The sequence below is a fragment of the Nonomuraea rubra genome (assembly GCF_014207985.1).
Taxonomy (GTDB): Bacteria; Actinomycetota; Actinomycetes; order Streptosporangiales; family Streptosporangiaceae; genus Nonomuraea; species Nonomuraea rubra.
Genome location: NZ_JACHMI010000001.1, coordinates 1,431,018 through 1,448,852, shown reverse-complemented (window position 1 = coordinate 1,448,852; position 17,835 = coordinate 1,431,018). Strand labels below are relative to the sequence as shown.

18 protein-coding genes and 3 tRNA genes are annotated in these 17,835 nt (G+C 71.6%); 6 read left to right on the top strand and 15 right to left on the bottom strand.

The window, feature by feature from the left end:
• Nucleotides 1-35: 35 nt before the first annotated feature.
• From HD593_RS06745 to HD593_RS06735, 3 genes are all read right to left on the bottom strand, one after another.
• Nucleotides 36-1,130, bottom strand: coding sequence for a D-alanine--D-alanine ligase family protein (locus tag HD593_RS06745; RefSeq protein ID WP_185101345.1), 1,095 nt, complete (start codon nt 1,128-1,130; stop codon nt 36-38).
• A gap of 63 nt (nt 1,131-1,193) precedes the next feature.
• Nucleotides 1,194-2,204, bottom strand: coding sequence for an NAD(P)H-dependent glycerol-3-phosphate dehydrogenase (locus HD593_RS06740; protein WP_185101344.1), 1,011 nt, complete (start codon nt 2,202-2,204; stop codon nt 1,194-1,196).
• A gap of 4 nt (nt 2,205-2,208) precedes the next feature.
• A complete protein-coding gene (locus tag HD593_RS06735) occupies nt 2,209-2,919 on the bottom strand; it encodes a lysophospholipid acyltransferase family protein (RefSeq protein ID WP_246546358.1) in 711 nt (236 codons plus the stop codon).
• A 403-nt stretch (nt 2,920-3,322) separates the two neighbouring features.
• Here HD593_RS06735 and cofC point away from each other — a divergent pair, with 403 nt between their 5' ends.
• Entirely contained in the window at nt 3,323-3,988 is a 666-nt protein-coding gene (gene cofC, locus HD593_RS06730) for a 2-phospho-L-lactate guanylyltransferase (RefSeq protein ID WP_185101342.1), read from the top strand.
• A gap of 43 nt (nt 3,989-4,031) precedes the next feature.
• On the opposite strand, the gene HD593_RS06725 is transcribed toward cofC, so the two are convergent.
• The gene (locus HD593_RS06725; RefSeq protein WP_185101341.1) at nt 4,032-5,243 is read right to left on the bottom strand and encodes an MFS transporter; all 1,212 of its coding nucleotides are present in this window, start codon (nt 5,241-5,243) and stop codon (nt 4,032-4,034) included.
• 53 nt (nt 5,244-5,296) lie between these two features.
• Between HD593_RS06725 and HD593_RS06720 the strand changes: the two genes are divergently transcribed.
• Nucleotides 5,297-5,515 (top strand): hypothetical protein, encoded by a 219-nt coding sequence (locus HD593_RS06720; protein WP_185101340.1) that lies wholly within the window; start codon nt 5,297-5,299, stop codon nt 5,513-5,515.
• Nucleotides 5,516-5,568: 53 nt separating this feature from the next.
• On the opposite strand, the gene HD593_RS06715 is transcribed toward HD593_RS06720, so the two are convergent.
• The 4 genes from HD593_RS06715 to leuC all read right to left on the bottom strand — a co-directional run bounded on the left by HD593_RS06715 (nt 5,569) and on the right by leuC (nt 8,186).
• Nucleotides 5,569-5,868: an HU family DNA-binding protein gene (locus tag HD593_RS06715; RefSeq protein WP_185101339.1), complete on the bottom strand. Its 300-nt coding sequence runs from the start codon at nt 5,866-5,868 to the stop codon at nt 5,569-5,571.
• 99 nt (nt 5,869-5,967) lie between these two features.
• Entirely contained in the window at nt 5,968-6,219 is a 252-nt protein-coding gene (locus HD593_RS06710; protein WP_185101338.1) for an SCO5555 family protein, read from the bottom strand.
• On the bottom strand, nt 6,198-6,785 hold the full coding sequence (leuD, locus tag HD593_RS06705) for a 3-isopropylmalate dehydratase small subunit (RefSeq protein WP_185101337.1): 588 nt from the start codon (nt 6,783-6,785) through the stop codon (nt 6,198-6,200). The genes HD593_RS06710 and leuD overlap by 22 nt, the downstream gene beginning before the upstream one ends.
• Before the next feature lie 15 nt (nt 6,786-6,800).
• Entirely contained in the window at nt 6,801-8,186 is a 1,386-nt protein-coding gene (leuC, locus tag HD593_RS06700) for a 3-isopropylmalate dehydratase large subunit (protein WP_185101336.1), read from the bottom strand.
• 62 nt (nt 8,187-8,248) lie between these two features.
• Here leuC and HD593_RS06695 point away from each other — a divergent pair, with 62 nt between their 5' ends.
• Both HD593_RS06695 and HD593_RS06690 read left to right on the top strand, forming a co-directional pair.
• Entirely contained in the window at nt 8,249-8,965 is a 717-nt protein-coding gene (locus HD593_RS06695) for an IclR family transcriptional regulator (protein WP_043618626.1), read from the top strand.
• Nucleotides 8,966-9,023: 58 nt separating this feature from the next.
• Nucleotides 9,024-10,733, top strand: a complete 1,710-nt coding sequence (locus HD593_RS06690; protein WP_185101335.1) for a hypothetical protein — start codon at nt 9,024-9,026, stop codon at nt 10,731-10,733.
• Between the two features lie 223 nt (nt 10,734-10,956).
• Here HD593_RS06690 and HD593_RS06685 read toward each other — a convergent pair.
• The 5 genes from HD593_RS06685 to HD593_RS06665 form a co-directional block, all read right to left on the bottom strand.
• Nucleotides 10,957-11,029: transfer RNA gene (locus tag HD593_RS06685), tRNA-Glu, on the bottom strand.
• An 18-nt stretch (nt 11,030-11,047) separates the two neighbouring features.
• Nucleotides 11,048-11,123: transfer RNA gene (locus tag HD593_RS06680), tRNA-Glu, on the bottom strand.
• A gap of 170 nt (nt 11,124-11,293) precedes the next feature.
• Nucleotides 11,294-11,797, bottom strand: a complete 504-nt coding sequence (locus HD593_RS06675) for a hypothetical protein (protein WP_185101334.1) — start codon at nt 11,795-11,797, stop codon at nt 11,294-11,296.
• A 96-nt stretch (nt 11,798-11,893) separates the two neighbouring features.
• Nucleotides 11,894-12,508, bottom strand: a complete 615-nt coding sequence (locus tag HD593_RS06670) for a response regulator (RefSeq protein ID WP_185101333.1) — start codon at nt 12,506-12,508, stop codon at nt 11,894-11,896.
• On the bottom strand, nt 12,508-13,728 hold the full coding sequence (locus HD593_RS06665) for a sensor histidine kinase (protein WP_185101332.1): 1,221 nt from the start codon (nt 13,726-13,728) through the stop codon (nt 12,508-12,510). The genes HD593_RS06670 and HD593_RS06665 overlap by 1 nt, the downstream gene beginning before the upstream one ends.
• Nucleotides 13,729-13,837: 109 nt before the next feature.
• Here HD593_RS06665 and HD593_RS06660 point away from each other — a divergent pair, with 109 nt between their 5' ends.
• Nucleotides 13,838-14,761 carry an alpha/beta fold hydrolase gene (locus HD593_RS06660; protein ID WP_246546355.1) on the top strand — a complete coding sequence of 308 codons (924 nt, stop codon included), beginning with the start codon at nt 13,838-13,840 and terminating at the stop codon, nt 14,759-14,761.
• A gap of 38 nt (nt 14,762-14,799) precedes the next feature.
• Here HD593_RS06660 and HD593_RS06655 read toward each other — a convergent pair.
• A tRNA-Gln gene (locus HD593_RS06655) sits at nt 14,800-14,874 on the bottom strand.
• A 164-nt stretch (nt 14,875-15,038) separates the two neighbouring features.
• On the opposite strand from HD593_RS06655, the gene HD593_RS06650 reads away from it, so the two are divergent.
• Complete coding sequence (locus tag HD593_RS06650; protein ID WP_185101331.1) at nt 15,039-17,009, top strand: M3 family metallopeptidase; 1,971 nt, start codon at nt 15,039-15,041, stop codon at nt 17,007-17,009.
• Here the strand turns inward: HD593_RS06650 and HD593_RS06645 are convergent.
• On the bottom strand, nt 16,987-17,820 hold the full coding sequence (locus HD593_RS06645; protein ID WP_185101330.1) for an NmrA family NAD(P)-binding protein: 834 nt from the start codon (nt 17,818-17,820) through the stop codon (nt 16,987-16,989). The genes HD593_RS06650 and HD593_RS06645 overlap by 23 nt on opposite strands.
• Nucleotides 17,821-17,835: the final 15 nt, after the last annotated feature.

The window sequence follows — 17,835 nt, the reverse complement described above, 5'->3', positions numbered from 1 at the left end:
AGGCCGGTTGGGCACGCCCGATGGGCCCCGCAGCCTCACCGCAGGCCGGGTGAGCGTGACAGGGCGAGCTGGATGAGCCGGTCCACCAGCGCCGGGTAGGACAGGCCCGAGGCAGCCCAGAGCTGCGGCGCCACCGACAACGACGTGAACCCGGGCATGGTGTTGATCTCGTTGAAGACCAGCTTGCCGTCGGGCGTGTAGAAGAAGTCCACCCGGGCGAGCCCCTCGCACTCCAGCGCCTCGAACGCGCGCACGGCCATCGCCCGCAGCTCCTCGGCCGTCTCCTGCGGGATGTCGGCGGGCACGGTCAGCGACATCTGGTCGGGGTAGTACTTGGCCTCGAAGTCGAAGAACTCCTGCCCGCCCTCGACCTTCACCTCTCCCGGCATCGACGCGGCCGCCGGCTCGTCGCCGAGCGACTGCAGCACCGCGCACTCGATCTCGCGCCCGGCGATCGCCGCCTCGACGAGCACCTTGGGGTCGTGCTGCCTGGCGAACTCGACCGCCGCCTCCAGCTCGGCCCTGTCGGAGGCCTTGGAGATGCCCTGGGACGAGCCCGCCCTGGCCGGCTTGACGAAGACCGGGTAGCCGAGCTCCTCGGCCTCCTTGAGCACCTGCTCGCGGTTGAGCCGCCAGTCGCGGTCGCGGATGACCGCGTAGGGGCCGGTCGGCAGCCCGGCGGCGGCGATCACGGTCTTCATGTACGCCTTGTCCATGCCGACGGCGCTGGCCAGCACGCCGGAGCCGACGTACCGCACCCCCGCCATCTCCAGCAGCCCCTGGATCGTGCCGTCCTCGGCGAAGGGCCCGTGCATGACGGGGAACACCACGTCCACCGAGCCGAGCTCGACGGGGATGCTGCCGGGGTCGTAGGCGACCAGCGAGCCGGAGCCCGAGGGCAGCGCCAGCGCCGCGCCGGTGGTGTCGACGACCGGCAGCTCCCCGGCCTCGATGGCGAACCGCTGGTCGGAAGCGGCCAGCACCCACCTGCCGTCCTGGGCGATCCCGATCGGGACCACTTCGTACTTGCTCCTGTCGATCGCATCCAGCACGCTGCCCGCGCCCATCAGGGACACGGCGTGCTCGGAATTGCGGCCTCCGAAAACGACGGCGACGCGTGGCTTGCTCATGGTGTCCGAATCTACCGGGGTGTCCCTGTCACAGCGAGTCGAGCACGCCGTATTCAGGTCATCTCACACTCCGTAACGCTCCGGCTTGGGCGAGCGGGACATGAGCAGCATGCCCGCCTCCGACGGGGACATGCCGTCGTGCACGACGCCCACGACCACTTCGGTGATCGGCATCTCGACGTCGTGCTTCCTGGCCAGCTCCAGCACGGACTCGCAGGACTTCACGCCCTCCGCGGTCTGCTTGGTGACCGCGACGACCTCCGCCAGCGTCATGCCGCGGCCCAGGTTCTCGCCGAACGTGCGGTTGCGCGACAGCGGGGACGTGCACGTGGCCACCAGGTCGCCCATGCCGGCCAGGCCCGCGAACGTGTGCGCGTCGGCCCCGAGCGCCGCCCCCAGGCGGGAGATCTCGGCCAGGCCCCTGGTGATGAGCATGGCGCTGACGTTGTCGCCCATGCCCATGCCGGCGGAGACGCCGACGGCCAGGGCGATCACGTTCTTCACCGCGCCGCCCAGCTCGACCCCGACCACGTCCGGGTTGGTGTACGGGCGGAACCACGGCGGCAGGTGGCAGATCGCCTGCAGCCGCTCGGCCACCGACAGGTCGGCGGAGGCCACGACGGTGGCGGCGGGCTGGCGCGCGGCGATCTCGGGCACCAGGTTCGGCCCGGAGACGACGGCGACCCGTTCCGCCGGGACCTCGGCCACCTCGCGGATGACCTCGCTCATCCGCTTGGTGGTGCCGGCCTCGATGCCCTTCATCAGGCTGACGAGCACCGCCCCGTCAGGGATCAGCCCGCGCCAGCCCGTCAGGTTGGCGCGCAGCGTCTGCGACGGCACGGCGAGCACCACGAACTCGGCCCCGTCCAGGGCCTCGGCGGGATCCGTCGTCGCCCGCAGCCCGGCGGGCAGCGTCACGCCGGGCAGGTAGTCGGCGTTGGCGTGGTCGCGGTTGATCGCGTCGACCACCTCCTGCCTGCGGCCCCACAGCGTCGTGCGGCTGCCGGCCTCCGCCAGGATCATCGCGAACGTGGTGCCCCACGAACCCGCGCCGAAAACGGCCACCTTCGTCATTCCATCACCGTCCGGCCGGGTCGTAGGGAGTCGCAGGCGCCGTCTCGCCGCGCAGCTCGGCCAGCTGCTCGGTGATCGCGGCCATGATGTCGGCTGTGGCGTCGCGCAGCACGTCGCCGTGCGCCGGCTTGCCCGCGTACTTGGACAGGTCCACCGGCGGCCCCACGCTCACGTGGAACGTCTTGCGCGGGAACAACCTGGGTTTCTTCTCACCGTACGGCAGCAGCTCCTGCGCCCCCCAGTGGGCCACCGGGATGACCGGCGCACCGCTCTCCAGCGCCAGCCGGGCCGCGCCCGTCTTGCCCACCATGGGCCACAGGTCGGGATCGCGGGTGCAGGTGCCCTCGGGGTAGAACAGGATCGCGCACCCGTCGCCGAGCCGCTCGGCGGACAGGCGCAGCGACCTGGCCGCCTCGCTGCTGCCCCGCTCGACCGGGATCGCCAGCAGCGCGGTCACCGCCCGCCCCAGGAACGGCACCTTGAACAACCCCGACTTCGCGAGAATCACCGGCCACCGGCCGTTGTTGTAGAGGAAGTGCGACAGCAGGACGGGGTCGGTCCACGACAGGTGGTTGGCGGCGATGATCACGCCACCGGTCCTCGGGATGCGGTCACCCTTGCGCCAGTCGCGCTTCACCAGGAGCCGCGACAACGGCTTGACCACGACGACGGCGAAGGTCTCCCAGAAACGCGACGGTCGCGTGGGGCGGCTCATGGTCTCCTCCAACACGTACGGGATGAAGCCCCAAGTCTCCCGGTTGGCCGCTCGGGATGTCGAGGCACGATGTTGCGGGGTGCGTTGACATCCCGGTCGTGCACCGTACCGCAGGCTGGGGCCCGCTCCCGCACGTGCGAGGGCCTGGGACGGGCCGGCGTCGCCGTGCCGTGGCTCTCGTGGCTCCTGGTCGCGGACCCGGCCGAACTTCCGGGCCGCCTCGCGGGCTCGCTCGCGGGTCGGGTAGAAGCGGTAGGTGTACGCCCGCTTCACAAGCAACGCCACCAACACATTCTAGTGCACGATCGATCACGTTTCGTGCACACGTTCGATCCCGCCGCGCCGCTTTCGCCGCTCCCCCGCCCTGAGGCTGAAGGACGGGTTCCACGCTCAAGGAGACTTGATGAGCATCCGCTGGTCCCTGGTCATTCCGGTGAAGACGCTGGTCGCGGCGAAGACCCGGCTGGCCGCCGCGACGGGCCCGCACCGCACCCGCCTGGCCGTGGCCGTGGCCAGTGACACCGTGGCGGCGGCGCTCTCGTGCCCGCCGGTCGCGCGGGTGATCGTCGTGACGGCCGATCCCGCCGCCGCGGGGCCGCTCGCCGCGCTCGGTGCCGACGTGGTGCCCGACCCCGACCGCGGGCTGAACACGGCGCTGCGTACGGGGGCCGCGCATGCCGTACGCGTGGCGCCGGGGGACGCGGTGGGCGCGCTCCAGGCCGACCTGCCCACCCTGCGGCCGGCCGAGCTGGCGGTGGCGCTGGAGGCGGCGGCCGAGTTCGACCAGGCGTTCGTGCCCGACGCGCTGGACGTCGGCACGACGTTCTACGGGGTACGGCCCGGCAGGCCGTTCGCGCCCAGGTTCGGCGGGGAGTCGCGGGCCAAGCACCTGGCCGGCGGGGCCAAAGAGCTGGGCGTGCCCGGGATCGACTCGGTCAGGCGGGACGTGGACACTCCGGACGACCTGCGCGCGGCCATCGCCCTGGGCCTGGGCCGCCACACGGCCGCGGTCGTCGCGGACCTGTGGCCGGACGCCGGCGTCACCGCGCCTCCGAATCGGCCCGCCTGATCACGAGGACGAGCGCGCCGCGCGCTTGGCCGCGAGACAAGCGTCACCTCGCCTCCGCACCCGCCCGCCTGATGGCGGGGGTGGTGACGATCGCGAGGTACGACAGGCCGAGCAGGGCCACGCCGGCGGCGAAGACGCCGTAACCGCCCAGCCACTCCCCCAGCACGCCGCCCGCCAGGCCGCCCAGCGGGGTCGTGCCCCACATGAGGAAGCGCATGCTGGCGTTCACGCGGCCCAGGAGGTGCTCGGGCGTGATGCGCTGGCGGTAGCTGAGCTGCGCCACGTTGAAGATCACCCCGGCGACGGCGGCCAGGGCCGAGGCGACGGGGAAGATCAGCAGCCGCCACCCGGGGCCGGTGGCCAGGGCGGGAAGCTGGAAGAGCAGGACGAGCGCCGCGGAGCCGTACAGGGTGGGGCCGACGCCGTGGCGGAGCGTCACCCTGGCCACCAGCGGCGCGCCCACGAGGGCGCCGACGGCCGGGGCCGACAGCAGCAGGCCGTAGGCGGTGGCGCCGACGCCCAGGTCGACGACGAGGTAGAGCGGGTAGCCGACGGCGCAGACGCCGAGGGCGATCCGGGTGAGCGCGCCGCCGAGCGCGACCCGGTTCAGCACCGGCTCCCTGATCACGAACGTGAGGCCCTCGCGTACGTCCGCCCACAGCCGCCGCCGCTCCGGCGGGCGGGGCCGCTCCTCCACCCGCACCCCCGACAGCAGCAGCCCCGACACGAGGTAGCCGATGGCGTCGGCCAGCAGCGCGAACGGCGCCGTCAGCACGCTCACCAGCCAGCCGCCCGCCCCCGGCCCCGCCAGCACGGACACCTGCCGGGTGACCTCCAGGCGCCCGTTGGCCTGCTCCAGCCGTTCCTTGGGCACGACCGCCGGCAGGAAGCTCATGTGGGCCACGTCGGAGAACACGGCCCCCACGCCGAGCACGAGCGCGACGGCGTACAGGTGCGGCAGCGTGAGCACGCCCAGCCAGGCGGCGGCGGGCACGGTGAGCAGCAGCGCGCCCCTGACCAGGTCGGCGCGGACGAGGATCGGGCGGCGGCGCAGCCGGTCCACCCACACCCCCGCGGGCAGGCCGATCAGCAGGAACGCTGCCGACTGCACGGCCGACAGCAGGCCGAGCTCGAAGGCGCCGGCCTGCAGGGTGAGCACGGCGGTCAGCGGCAGGGCGACGGTCGTGACCTGGGTGCCGAAGCTGGAGATCCCGTTGGACCACACCAGGCGCCCGAAGTTCCCCCGAGGACCCATGCCGCGATCGTGCGTGCTCGTCCGCCCGGAGGGCAACCGATTACTCTGGACGCGTGCAGGCGACAGTACGGAGTTTCGACGAGACCACGCGCTCGGGCACGGTGTTCCTCGACGACGGGACCGTGCTGGAGTTCGGCACCTCCGCCTTCGACGCGGGGCCGCTGCGGCTGCTGCGCTCCGGTCAGCGGGTCAACCTCGGCATGTCGGGCGAGCGGATCGCCTACGTCACGCTGTCCACATTTCCCGTTCCCGGGGATTTCCAGGGGGCGTGACAAACGTCACGCCCGGGCCGGGGCCCGGGCGTGCTGGTCAGCCGTCGGCCGGATTACTTCCTCTTGCCGATTTTCTTGCCGCCCTCGTTCACGAGGTCTTTGAAATCGGATCCGGGACGGAACTTCGGTGCCCAGCTCTCCGCGACGTTGATTTCCGCGCCGGTCGACGGGTTGCGGGCCGTGCGAGCGGGCTTGTTCACCATCTCGAACGCGCCGAAGCCCGTGATCGAGACCTTGTCGCCGCCGGCCACGGCCTTCTGGATGGCGTCGATGACGGCGTTGACGGCCTCGGTGGCCGTCTTCCTGTCGCCCACCCGATCCGCGATGGCCTCGACGAGTTCACGCTTGTTCATGAAAGTCCTGCTCCCCCAGTTACGGCGCGGGGTTCCAGCTCACGACTTCGACGTAGAAACCCCTTACGCGCTCGAAAGTAGGCGGGATCGCGGGGGAACTCAATCACCCAGCGTGTTTTCCCCCTCGCGTGGCGTGTCGAACGGCCCTGGAAGGAGCTCGTCAAGGGCCGCCAGAAACACCTCCAGGCGGGCGGCGGCCCTTTCCGGATCGCGCTTCGCCAGATCGCAGATCGTGAGAAAGCGGCGCGCGCTGCGTTCCTTGTCGGCGGCGGGGAGCATGCGGACGCGGCGGTGCGCATCGCGCAACCGCCGCGCCAGTTCGTCGTCTTCTAGACGGTCGTCGGCAGCCATGGCTGCCGACCATTCTCGTACGAGGCCACCTCGGCGGCGTGACGCAGGGTCAGCCCGATGTCGTCGAGGCCCTCCATCAGCCGCCAGCGGGTGTAGTCGTCGATCTCGAAGGGCACGACCTCATCGGCCCACCTGACCTGGCGTTCGACCAGGTCGACGGTGACTTCCAGCTTCGGGTCCGCCTCGACGGCCGACTGCAGGGCCTCGACCCTGTCGTCCGGCAGGATCACCGGCAGCAGGCCCATCTTCGTGGAGTTGTTGCGGAAGATGTCGCCGAAGCGGGCGGCGATCACGACGCGGAACCCGTACTGCTGCAGCGCCCACACGGCGTGCTCGCGGGAGGAGCCGGTGCCGAAGTCGGGGCCGGAGATCAGGATCGAGCCGCCCTCGTAGGCCGGGTCGTTCAGCACGAACGCCGGGTCCTCGCGCCAGGCGGCGAACAGGCCCTTCTCGAAGCCGGTGCGGCTGACCTGCTTGAGCCAGACGGCCGGGATGATCTGGTCGGTGTCGACGTTGCTGCGGCGCAGCGGCACCGCCGTACCGGTGTGGGTGGTGAAGGCTTCCATGGAACGTGGTCTCCCTTACAGGTCGGCGGGCGCGGTCAGGCGGCCGGTGACGGCGGTCGCGGCGGCGACCTGCGGCGACACCAGGTGGGTGCGGCCACCCTTGCCCTGGCGGCCCTCGAAGTTGCGGTTGGAGGTGGAGGCGCTGCGCTCGCCGGGCTGGAGCGTGTCGGGGTTCATGCCCAGGCACATCGAGCAGCCGGCCTCGCGCCACTCGGCGCCGGCGGCCTTGAACACCTCGTGCAGGCCCTCCTCCTCGGCCTGTTTCTTGACCATCATCGAGCCGGGCACGATGAGCGTGCGGGTCCTGACCTGGCGGCCGCGCAGGATCTCGGCGGCGGAGCGCAGGTCCTCGATGCGGCCGTTGGTGCACGAGCCGACGAACACCGTGTCGACCTCGATCTCGCGCAGCGGCGTGCCGGCGGTCAGGCCCATGTACTCCAGCGCGCGCTCGGCGGCGGAGCGGGCGACCGGGTCGTCGAACGACTCGGGGCTCGGGACGGACTCGCCCAGCGGCAGGCCCTGGCCCGGGTTGGTGCCCCACGTGACGAACGGGGTCAGCGTCGAGGCGTCGATCTCCACGACCTTGTCGAACACGGCGTCGTCGTCGGTGCGCAGCGACTTCCAGTACTCGACCGCCTGGTCCCACGCCTCGCCCTCGGGGGCGTGCTTGCGGCCCTTGAGGTAGGCGAACGTGGTCTCGTCCGGCGCGATCATGCCCGCGCGGGCGCCGGCCTCGATCGACATGTTGCAGATCGTCATGCGGCCCTCCATGGAGAGCTTGCGCACGGCCTCGCCGCGGTACTCGACGATGTACCCCTGGCCGCCGCCGGTGCCGATCTTGGCGATGATGGCCAGGATCAGGTCCTTGGCCGTGACGCCGACCGGCAGCTCGCCGGAGACCTCGATGGCCATCGTCTTGGGCCGGTAGGCGGGCAGCGTCTGCGTGGCCAGCACGTGCTCGACCTCGGAGGTGCCGATGCCGAACGCGATGCCGCCGAACGCGCCGTGCGTGGAGGTGTGAGAGTCGCCACACACGATGGTCATGCCCGGCTGGGTCAGGCCGAACTGCGGGCCGATGATGTGGACCACGCCCTGACCGGCGTCGCCCATCGGATGCAGCCGGATGCCGAACTCGGCGGCGTTCTTGCGCAGCGTCTCGACCTGCGTCTTCGACACCGGGTCGGCGATCGGGCCGAGCACGGTCGGGACGTTGTGGTCCTCGGTGGCGATGGTGAGATCGGGCCGCCGCACCTTCCGGCCGGCGAGACGGAGCCCGTCGAACGCCTGCGGGCTGGTCACCTCGTGGATGAGGTGCAGGTCGATATAGAGCAGGTCCGGCTCGCCCTCCGCGCGACGGACTACGTGTTGCTCCCAGACCTTCTCGGCCAGTGTGCGGCCCATGATCTCCTCCTTGAGAATCCTCCGACTTGCTTTCTCATATGTCGAGACTGCAGTATCGGTGTATGGACAACTCTAGCGGAGTCGGAGTACTCGACAAGGCAGTTCTTGTACTCAATGCCCTGGAAGCGGGCCCCGCTTCACTGGCTCAGCTCGTTCAGGCCACCGGCCTGGCCCGACCCACTGCCCACCGGCTGGCCGTCGCTCTGGAGCATCACCGCATCGTGAGCCGTGACACGCAGGGCCGGTTCGTGCTCGGCCCGCGGCTGTCCGAGTTGTCCACCGCGGCCGGCGAGGACCGGCTGCTGGCGGTGGCCGCACCGGTTTTGATGCAGCTCAGGGACCTCACCGGGGAGAGTGCGCAACTCTACCGCCGCCAGGGTGACGAACGGGTCTGCGTGGCCGCGGCCGAACGGGCCAGCGGCCTGCGTGACACCGTTCCCGTGGGCTCCGCGCTGCCCATGACGGCCGGTTCGGCGGCGCAGATATTGCTGGCCTGGGAGGAGCCCGACAGGCTGCACCGCGGGTTGCGCGGCGCCAAGTTCACCGCCGCCACGCTCGCCTCCGTGCGCCGCCGCGGTTGGGCTCACAGCGTGGGCGAGCGGGAGCAGGGGGTGGCGAGCGTCTCGGCGCCGATAAGGGGCAGCGGTGGCAAGGTGATCGCGGCCGTGTCCGTCTCCGGGCCCATCGAACGGCTCACGCGGGCGCCTGGAAGGCTCCACGCCGTACCCGTCATGGCGGCCGCAGAACGCATCACCGAGGCGATGCGCCGCACGTCATGATCGGGAAAAGGATGTATTTGGGGAGCCGAGTGCCTCCCCGGCGCACTAGCCTGAGTGCGTGACAGATCGCATCGAGGTAGCCGCCACTGAGCTGCGACCCCTGCTCGAAGAGTTCATCATGTGGGCGCGCGCGAACGCCCCTGGGAGCGACCCCGAGCTCGTGGGGCCGGCCGCACTGTGGCACCGTCTCGCCTTCTCGCAGGACCTCGGCACGTGGAAGCGCGCCGACCTGCGTAACCTGCTGCTCGACCGCATGCCCAAGGTCGTGGAGGATCCCGACGCCGCCGCCGACGGGATGCTCCCGGCCGTGGACGCGTACCTGACGTTCCTCTCCCAGACCGGCCGGCTGAACAAGGGCTCGGACAGCCTCTCCGATCTGCAGGCAGAGCTGGACGACGTCGAGGACGAGTTCGTCGATCTCATGGAGGAGCTGCTCGACGACACCGAGGGCGACGACGAGGAGGGCGAGGCCGGCGACCTGGGCGACTTCGAGCTTTTCGCCGACGAGCTGGCCGAGCTCGACACGATCAGGCTGCGGCCCGACTCCGAGCTGGCCGAGGCGGCTCGCCGGGCGCCGCTGATCGCCAAGGCCCGCGATCTGGCCGTGTGGGTGGGTTCAGGGCGCAAGGTGGGCGAGGACACCCTGCTCACCGACGCCGAGGTCGAGGAGGCGCTGACGGCCGTCGGCCTGCCCCGGCCGGAGACCGAAGGCCCCATCGCCGAGGCCGTCCCCCAGCTCTGGAACATCTGGAACCTCGCCGTGGACCTCGAGTTCCTCGAACCGGGCGAGGCCGGCACGGTGGCCGTCCAGGACGACACCGCCGAGTGGCCGTTCGACGACGACGAGGACGTGCTCGACGCCTGGATGCTCGGGCTCCACTCGGTCGACTACGGCGACCCCGAGCTGGAGGACGACGACCTCACGATGGCCCTGGCGGGCCTGACGCGGGGGATGCTCATCCGGCTGCTGCTGGCGGGCGGCTCGCGCGAGCGCGCCGACCTGGCACGCGACCTCTCCGAGGCCGCGTCCGACCTCGACGAGCTGGGCTCCGACGCGTGGGAGGCGGCGGGCGACCCGCTCGCGCCCGCGATCGACTGGCTGATCGGGTACGGCATGGTCGAGCTCGACGGCGACACCGTGCGCCTCACCCCGCTCGGCACCGAGGGCGTCGTCCACCTCATCGACGACGCCGACATCGAGGTCGACGCGCGGCCCGCCATCGAGTCCATGAGCGCCCACGAGCTGCTCGCGCTCAGCGCCGAGCTGCCCGAGGAGGAGGCCGACGCCGAGTTCGCCGCCTGGATGCAGCTCCGCGAGCCCGGCAAGGCCGCCGAGGAGCTGCTGGACGCGGCGGCGGAGGACGACAGCGACGCGCTGATCAGGGTGCAGGCGGCCAGCGTCGTCGGCACGCTCGGCGAGGCCGCCGTCCCGGCCTGGCAGGCGGCGCTCAAGCAGCCGTCGCTGCGCCCGTACGCGGCCACGCACCTGAGCCAGCTGGAGGTGGAGGGCGCGCCGGAGCCGACGCAGGACGACACGCACTGGCTCATCCTCGACATGTGGACGATCTCGGCGGGCCTGGGCCGCTCGGAGTTCGTCAGCAGCCTGCGCGACATCGGCCCCGAGATGGTCAACAACCTGCTGGAAGTGATCTGGAAGATCCCCCACGCCCACGTGGAGGAGCTGCTGGACCTCATCTCCCAGGTCCACCCCGACAAGCAGGTCGCCAAGGCCGCCCGCAGGGCCCTGTTCAAGGCCCGCTCGGTCTGACACGTGACACGCGCCCCCTCCGGCAACGGCGGGGGCGCGCTCGTCCGGTCAACAGCGCGCACGTAACGGCGGTCGGCTCGGGAACCGGAGGAGCGTTCCCCTGGACAGGCCCCGGCCACGTGCGGCGGGTGGGGTCGCCCATCGCTTGCCGTAAAAACGAAAAAGGCCCGCACCCGAAGGCACGAGCCACAGAGCAGAAAAGCAGGCAAAAACATAGAAGGCGTAGTCCCGACCGGATTCGAACCGGCGCTACCGCCTTGAGAGGGCGGCGTCCTGGGCCACTAGACGACGGGACCTTCGCGGGCTTGTGGCAGTGGTAGTCCCGACCGGATTCGAACCGGCGCTACCGCCTTGAGAGGGCGGCGTCCTGGGCCACTAGACGACGGGACCTTGCCCACAAGCTGCTCTGCCGGGTCTCCCCGGCAACGCACGTAACTCTACCGCACCCGGAAGACCACACCAAACCGCTTATCCGCCGATGAGATCGGCCCTGTAGTGCCGCACCCAGTCGCCCATGGGGCCGCGCTGCCACTGCGGGTCCAGCTCCCCGAGCGGGATCGTCACCTCGGGCCGCCCCGTGGCCGGATCCACGGGCACGCGGGCCAGGCGCTCGCGCATCCAGCCGGGGATGCGCGGCGGCACCGTACGCTCGCCCCAGCCGACGAGCCCCGGCCGACGAGCCCCGGCGAGCGCAGCGGCCCCACCCTGGCCCGCGCCCCTCCCGGGCGGCCGACGCGGCGCGGGGCGGCGAGCTGGGTCTCGACCACGTCGATCCTGGTGATGTCGGGCCAGCGCAGCCGGACGCGGAAGCCGAGCGCGTCGGACAGCTCGACCCCGTCGGCGGAGAAGCGCACGACGGTGCCCGTGGCCAGGCGGCGGTGCTTGACGGCGAGGACGGCGACCAGCACGCCGGTGGCCGCCGCGGCGATGACGGCGCCCAGCGGGGTGCTGTTGGTGAGGATGGCGCCGAGCAGGAGCATGACGGCGAAGAACAGGACGAGCGGGGCGAGGAACGGGGCGAGGAAGCGCGGGAATCCACCCGCGCGCATGCGAAATTCAGCCATAGATGGGGTCGGACACTACCCGATGCCCCGCTGACCTCGCATTACTCTGCGGGCCCGGCCGCCGCCGGCACCAAGACCACGCCAAGACGGCACCAATCACCCCGTGAGCAACCCCCTGCGGAAGGCCTCGGCGACGGCGGCGGCGCGGTCGCGCACGTCGAGCTTGGCGTAGATGTGCAGCAGGTGCGTCTTCACGCTGGCCTCGCTGATGAACAGGCTCGCCGCCGCCTGTTTGTTCGTCGCTCCGCCGGCCACCAGGCGCAGCACCTCCAGCTCCCGCTTGCTCAGCTTCCCCCTGGCGGGCCTGCGCAGGTGCTCGGCCAGCCGCCCCGCCACGGCCGGGGCGAGCACGGTCTCTCCGCGGTGGGTGGCCCTCACGGCGCGGACCAGTTCCTCCGGCGGGGCGTCCTTGAGCAGGTAGCCGCTGGCCCCCGCTTCGAGCGCCGGCAGCACGTCGGTGTCGAACGTGGTCAGCACCAGCACCCGCGGCCCGGTGCCGCGCAGCAGGCGGATGGCGCTGACCCCGTCGAGGCCCGGCATGCGCAGGTCCATGAGGACGACGTCGGGGGCCAGCTCCGCGGCCAGGCGCACGGCCTCCGCCCCGTCGGCCGCCTCGCCGACGATCTCCAGGTCGGGCTCGCCGCCGAGCGCCGCCCGCAGGCCGTCACGCACGATCGGGTGGTCGTCGGCGATCAGCAAGCGCAGTGGCATCAGTCCAGCCTCTCATCGTCCGGGATGGCGGGCACGGCGACGGCGACGGTGGTGCCCTGGCCAGGCTCCGACTCGACGTCCAGGGTGCCGCCCACGCCGCGGGCCCGCTGCCGCATGCCGTCCAGCCCGAAGCCGTCAGCGGGCCGCTGCGGGTCGAAGCCGGTCCCGTCGTCCCGGACGTCGAGGAGCACCGTTTCGTCCGTGTACGACAGGGTGAGGGCCGTCCTGGTGGCCCCGGCGTGCTTCGCCACGTTCGCCAGGGCCTCCTGAGCCACGCGGAACAGCGCCGCCTCCACCTCGGCGGCCAGGGCGACCGGGGTGCCGGTGACCTCGAACCTGAGCTCCACGCCGGCCGCCTCCGCCCACGACCTGGCCATGTGGCCGATCGCGTCCGGCAGCTCCGCGTCCTCCAGCGGCCCGGGCCGCAGGGCCCGTACGGATCTGCGGGTCTCGGACAGGCCGCGGCGGGCCAGCTCGGCCGCCCGGTCGAGGTGGCGGCGGCGGGAGTCCTCGTGCGGGGCGCGGTCGGCGGCGGAGAGCTGGCCGATCAGCGCGACGAGGTCCTGCGCGAGCGTGTCGTGGATCTCTCCGGCCACGCGGTGCCTCTCGTCCAGCACGCCCGCCCGCCTGGCCTGGTCGAGGAGCCTGGCGTTGAGCTCGGCGTTCTCCTCCATGGCGGCGCGCAGGCGCTCGACGAGCCGGCGGCGCCTGTCGTGCTCGGCGGAGACGTACCAGCCGGCCACGACCAGCGGCACGGCCACGCCGGCGATGACCGTGAGCAGGGTCGTCCCGGCGCCGGGGCCCGCCTGGGTGGTCACGTTGACGAGCGCGGTGAGCGTGACGCCGGCCAGGACGAGGCGGCCCGGGAGCATCGCGATGGCCAGCGGGTAACCGGCCGAGACGAACAGCACGAAGGGCAGGCTCGTGGCGGCCAGGGCCGCGGCGAGGGCCATGAGGAGGAGGTAGTGGGCCACGACGAGCGTCCTGTGCGTGTCGCGGCGCGGGTAGAGCCAGGGGACGGGGGCCAGCCAGCCGGCCGCCACCAGGGCCGCCACCGGCCACGGCACCCCGGCCAGGAGCGCGGCGGCCCACGCGCTGCCCGGCCCCGCGCCCACGCCGGCGCCCGCGCCCTGCCAGGCCGCCGTGATCGCGGAGATCGCGAGCAGCGCGTACGCCAGCGCCGCGTAGACCCACCTCTCGCGCCCGTCGATCCAGCTCATGCCCCCAAGCCTGGCATGACGTCAACCGATCGGTGGATGGCCGCCGTCAACCGCTTCTCCGCCCGGCCGGGCGATGTGGCCCGCATGCGGCCTCGGCGAGCATCGAGGCATGACCGATCTGACTCGCAGAACCGCCTTCCAGCTCGCCACTGCCGCCGGTGCGGGAGCCGCCGCCACGTCCATGACCAAGCGGAAGGAGGTCGCCACGTTCGTCTTCGTGACCGGCTCGAACGGCGTGGCGAGCGGCGACGCCGAGCTGGTGCTGCGCGGCCACCGCACCGTGGGCGTGAGCCTGCCCGGGCACGGCCCCGAGGACCAGCTCCACCTGGCCTACCAGGCTCCCCAGGACCTGGCGAAGCTGGCCGTGCTCCCCTCCCCCATGGCCGGCGTGACGCTGGACGACTACGTCGAGGCCACGGTGGACGTCGTGCGCCGGGTCTCCCGGTACGGCCCGGTGATCCTCGTCGGCGGCAGCCTGGGCGGCTCGACCATCACCAAGGCCGCCGACGCGGTGCCCCACCTGATCGACCGCCTCGTCTACATCGGCGCCTACTGCTGCACGAAGCTGCGCTCCCCCGCCGAGTACCTGGAGACGCCGGAGGGTAAGACGAGCCTGGGCGCCGCCATCCTGCCGGGGGTCGTCGGGGATCCGCGGGTGCTCAAGGCGATCCGGGTCAACTGGCGGACGAACGACAGGAAGTTCCTGGACGCGGCCAAGGCGGCGTTCATGGCCGAGGGGACCGAGGGGGAGTTCCTGGCGCTGCTCAACTCGTCGCTGCCGGACGAGAGCCTCCAGGTGTCGAGCGCCGACGCCCGCGGCCGCAAGGACGCCTGGGGCCGGGTACGGCGCGTGTACGTGAGGCAGTCGCTGGACCGGGTGATCCCGCCCGCGCTGCAGGATCGCATGATCAGGGAGGCGGACGAGGCGACGCCGGGCAACCGGTTCGAGGTCTTCACGGTGAAGACGCCGCACGCGCCGACGCGCGGGGCCTACCGGGAGATCACGAAAATCCTCGACGGGCTCGCGAAATGAAAAAACGGACATCTCCCGTGGAGACATCCGTTTGAGAATGGCTGGGGTACCAGGACTCGAACCTAGACTAACTGAACCAGAATCAGTCGTGCTGCCAATTACACCATACCCCACCGCTGCGATCTCCTCGCGGAGCGCTTTGGCGACGTCCGAAAGAATAGCCCAGCTCCGGGGCTAAGACCAAAACGATTAGCCCGGCCGCCCTCCGAAGCCCCCACCACGTGCCCGGTCGTGCCAAGCTGAAGGGGACAAAACACCACGTGGAGGAGCCCGAGCGTTGGCCGAGAATCCGTTCTTCGCCCCAAGCGACCTGCCGTACGAGCTGCCGCCCTTCGCGGACGTCCGTGAGGAGCACTACCTGCCGGCGTTCGAGCGCGGCATGGCGGAGCAGCTCGCCGAGGTCGAGGCGATCGCGAGCAGCACCGAGACCCCGACGTTCGAGAACACGATCATCGCGCTCGAACGGTCGGGCCGGATCCTCGACCGCACGGCCACCGTCTTCTTCAGCGTCGCCGCGTCGAACACGACCGACACGATCATGGAGATCGAGAAGGAGATCTCCCCCCAGCTCACCCGGCACGGCGACGCCATCCGCCTGAACCGGGCGCTGTGGGCCAGGATCAAGCAGGTCGGCACGGCGGACGCCGAGGAGTCCTGGCTGCTGGAGAAGTACCGCGACGACTTCATCAGGGCCGGCGCCGACCTGTCCGAGCCGGACCAGGACCGGCTGCGCGAGCTGAACGAGGAGCTGTCGAAGCTCTCCACGCAGTTCGCGCAGAGCCTGCTGAAGGCCTCCACCGAGTCGGCGCTGGTGGTGACCGACCCGAAGGAGCTCGACGGCTTCGACGAGGCCAAGATCGAGTCGCTGCGCCAGGACGACGGCACGTACGTCCTGCCGCTGCTCAACTTCACCTGCCAGCCCGGCCTGGCCCAGCTCACCGACCGCGAGGTGCGCCGCCGCCTGTACGAGCTGAGCGTCGGCCGGGCCCCCGGCAACTTCGAGGTGGCGGCCAGGATGGCGGCGCTGCGGGCCGAGCGGGCGGCGCTGCTCGGGTTCCCCACGCACGCGGCGTACACGGTGGCCGACCAGACGGCCAAGACCGTCGAGGCGGTCGAGGAGATGCTCGGCCAGCTCGTCGGCCCCGCCGTCCGCAACGCCCGGCGGGAGGCCGAGGCGCTGGCGGAGCAGGCCGGGTTCCCGATCGAGCCGTGGGACTGGTCGTACTACTCCGAGAAGGTGCGCCAGGCCCGCTACGACTTCGACGGCGCCGCCATGCGGCCCTACTTCGAGCTCGGCCGGGTCTACCGCGACGGCATCTTCTTCGCGGCCACCAAGCTGTACGGGATCACCTTCACCGAGCGGCCCGAGCTGGGCGGCTACCACCCCGACCTCACCGTGTTCGAGGTGTTCAACGAGGACGGGAGCCCGCTGGGGCTGTTCGTGCTCGACCCCTACGCCAGGTCCGGCAAGCGCGGCGGCGCGTGGATGAACCACCTGGTCGACCAGTCGTTGCTGTTCGGGCAGCGGCCGGTGGTGATGAACAACCTCAACGTCACCAAGCCCGCCTCGGGGCCGACGCTGCTGACGTACGACGAGGTGAACACGGCCTTCCACGAGTTCGGGCACGCGCTGCACGGGCTCTTCTCCAGCGTGCGCTTCCCGCGCGTCTCCGGCACCAAGGTGCCGCGCGACTTCGTCGAGTACCCGTCGCAGGTCAACGAGATGTGGGTGACCTGGCCCGAGGTGCTGGCCAACTACGCCAAGCACCACGAGACGGGCGAGCCGATGCCGGCCGAGCTGGTGGAGAAGCTGCAGGCGGCCGAGAAGTTCAACCAGGGCTTCCAGACCGTCGAGTACCTCGCCGCCACGCTGCTCGACTGGGCCTGGCACAAGCTGGCCCCCGGCGAGACCGTGGCCGACCCCGAGGCGTTCGAGGCGGCCGCGCTGGACGCCGCCGGGATCGCGTTCCCGCTGGTCCGGCCGCGTTACCGGACGAACTACTTCGCGCACATCTTCGCCGGCGGCTACAGCGCGGGCTACTACTCCTACATCTGGAGCGAGGTGCTCGACGCCGAGAGCGTGGAGTGGTTCAAGGAGAACGGCGGGCTCACCCGGGCCAACGGCGACCACTTCCGCCGGGAGCTGCTGTCCAGGGGCGGCAGCCTCGACCCGCTGACCGCCTTCCGCAACTTCCGCGGGCGCGAGCCCAGCATCCAGCCGCTGCTCAAGCGCCGCGGCCTGGACTGAACGCCCCGGCGTGCTCCGCGGCCCACCGCGCGAACGTGCGCGGTGGCCGCCCCGTCACCTGCTCGACCGTGGGCGTGACCTGGTAGGCGCCCTCCGGCACGTTGCCGAAGACCTCGATCTGGAACTCGATCATGTGCTCCGGCACGCCCTGGGCCCGGTAGCGTTCGCGCATCTCGTCCACGGTCAGCTCCCTGAAGGCGATCTCGCGGCCGATCGCCTCCGACAGGATCCGCACCTTGGCGGGTACGTCGAGCAGCTCCGGGCCGGTGAGGCCGTAGGAGTGGCCCTCGTGCCCGTCCTCGGTGAGCGCGGTGGCGATGACGGCGCCGATGTCGGCCTCGTGCACCATGGCCGTCCTGGTGGCCGCGAACGGCTCCTCGATCACGCCCCTCGTCCGTACGGGCTCGGCCCACGCCAGCGCGTTGGCCATGAACTCGGTCGGCTGCACGTGCGTCCAGGCCAGGTCGCTGCCGGTGACGGCGGCCTCCAGCGTGCCCGGCGACCAGCCGCTGAGCAGCGTCACCCTGCGCACCCCCGCGTCCCGGAGCGCCGCGACGATCTCGGCGCCGTTCTGGAGCGGCGCGTACGCGGAGTCGGCGGCGTCGATGAGGTGCACGCCCTCGACGCCCTCCAGGGCGGGCACCAGGCTCTCGGCGCGGCTGAGGTCCCCCTGGACGACCTCGGCCCCTTCGGGCAGCCTGGCCCTCGATGGATCCCGGGTGAGGGCGCGGACGCGGTGGCCCGCTTCGAGGAGGTGCGCGACGACGTGCCTGCCTACGGAGCCCGTGGCTCCCGTCACCAAGAAGGTCATGGAGGCGACGTTAGG

Coding starts and splice junctions, on each gene's coding strand:
- HD593_RS06745 (WP_185101345.1), bottom strand. CDS start 1,130: ATGAGCAAGCCACGCGTCGCCGTCGTTTTCGGAGGCCGCAATTCCGAG.
- HD593_RS06740 (WP_185101344.1), bottom strand. CDS start 2,204: ATGACGAAGGTGGCCGTTTTCGGCGCGGGTTCGTGGGGCACCACGTTC.
- HD593_RS06735 (WP_246546358.1), bottom strand. CDS start 2,919: ATGAGCCGCCCCACGCGACCGTCGCGTTTCTGGGAGACCTTCGCCGTC.
- cofC (WP_185101342.1), top strand. CDS start 3,323: ATGAGCATCCGCTGGTCCCTGGTCATTCCGGTGAAGACGCTGGTCGCG.
- HD593_RS06725 (WP_185101341.1), bottom strand. CDS start 5,243: ATGGGTCCTCGGGGGAACTTCGGGCGCCTGGTGTGGTCCAACGGGATC.
- HD593_RS06715 (WP_185101339.1), bottom strand. CDS start 5,868: ATGAACAAGCGTGAACTCGTCGAGGCCATCGCGGATCGGGTGGGCGAC.
- HD593_RS06710 (WP_185101338.1), bottom strand. CDS start 6,219: ATGGCTGCCGACGACCGTCTAGAAGACGACGAACTGGCGCGGCGGTTG.
- leuD (WP_185101337.1), bottom strand. CDS start 6,785: ATGGAAGCCTTCACCACCCACACCGGTACGGCGGTGCCGCTGCGCCGC.
- leuC (WP_185101336.1), bottom strand. CDS start 8,186: ATGGGCCGCACACTGGCCGAGAAGGTCTGGGAGCAACACGTAGTCCGT.
- HD593_RS06695 (WP_043618626.1), top strand. CDS start 8,249: ATGGACAACTCTAGCGGAGTCGGAGTACTCGACAAGGCAGTTCTTGTA.
- HD593_RS06675 (WP_185101334.1), bottom strand. CDS start 11,797: ATGGCTGAATTTCGCATGCGCGCGGGTGGATTCCCGCGCTTCCTCGCC.
- HD593_RS06670 (WP_185101333.1), bottom strand. CDS start 12,508: ATGCCACTGCGCTTGCTGATCGCCGACGACCACCCGATCGTGCGTGAC.
- HD593_RS06665 (WP_185101332.1), bottom strand. CDS start 13,728: ATGAGCTGGATCGACGGGCGCGAGAGGTGGGTCTACGCGGCGCTGGCG.
- HD593_RS06660 (WP_246546355.1), top strand. CDS start 13,838: ATGACCGATCTGACTCGCAGAACCGCCTTCCAGCTCGCCACTGCCGCC.
- HD593_RS06645 (WP_185101330.1), bottom strand. CDS start 17,820: ATGACCTTCTTGGTGACGGGAGCCACGGGCTCCGTAGGCAGGCACGTC.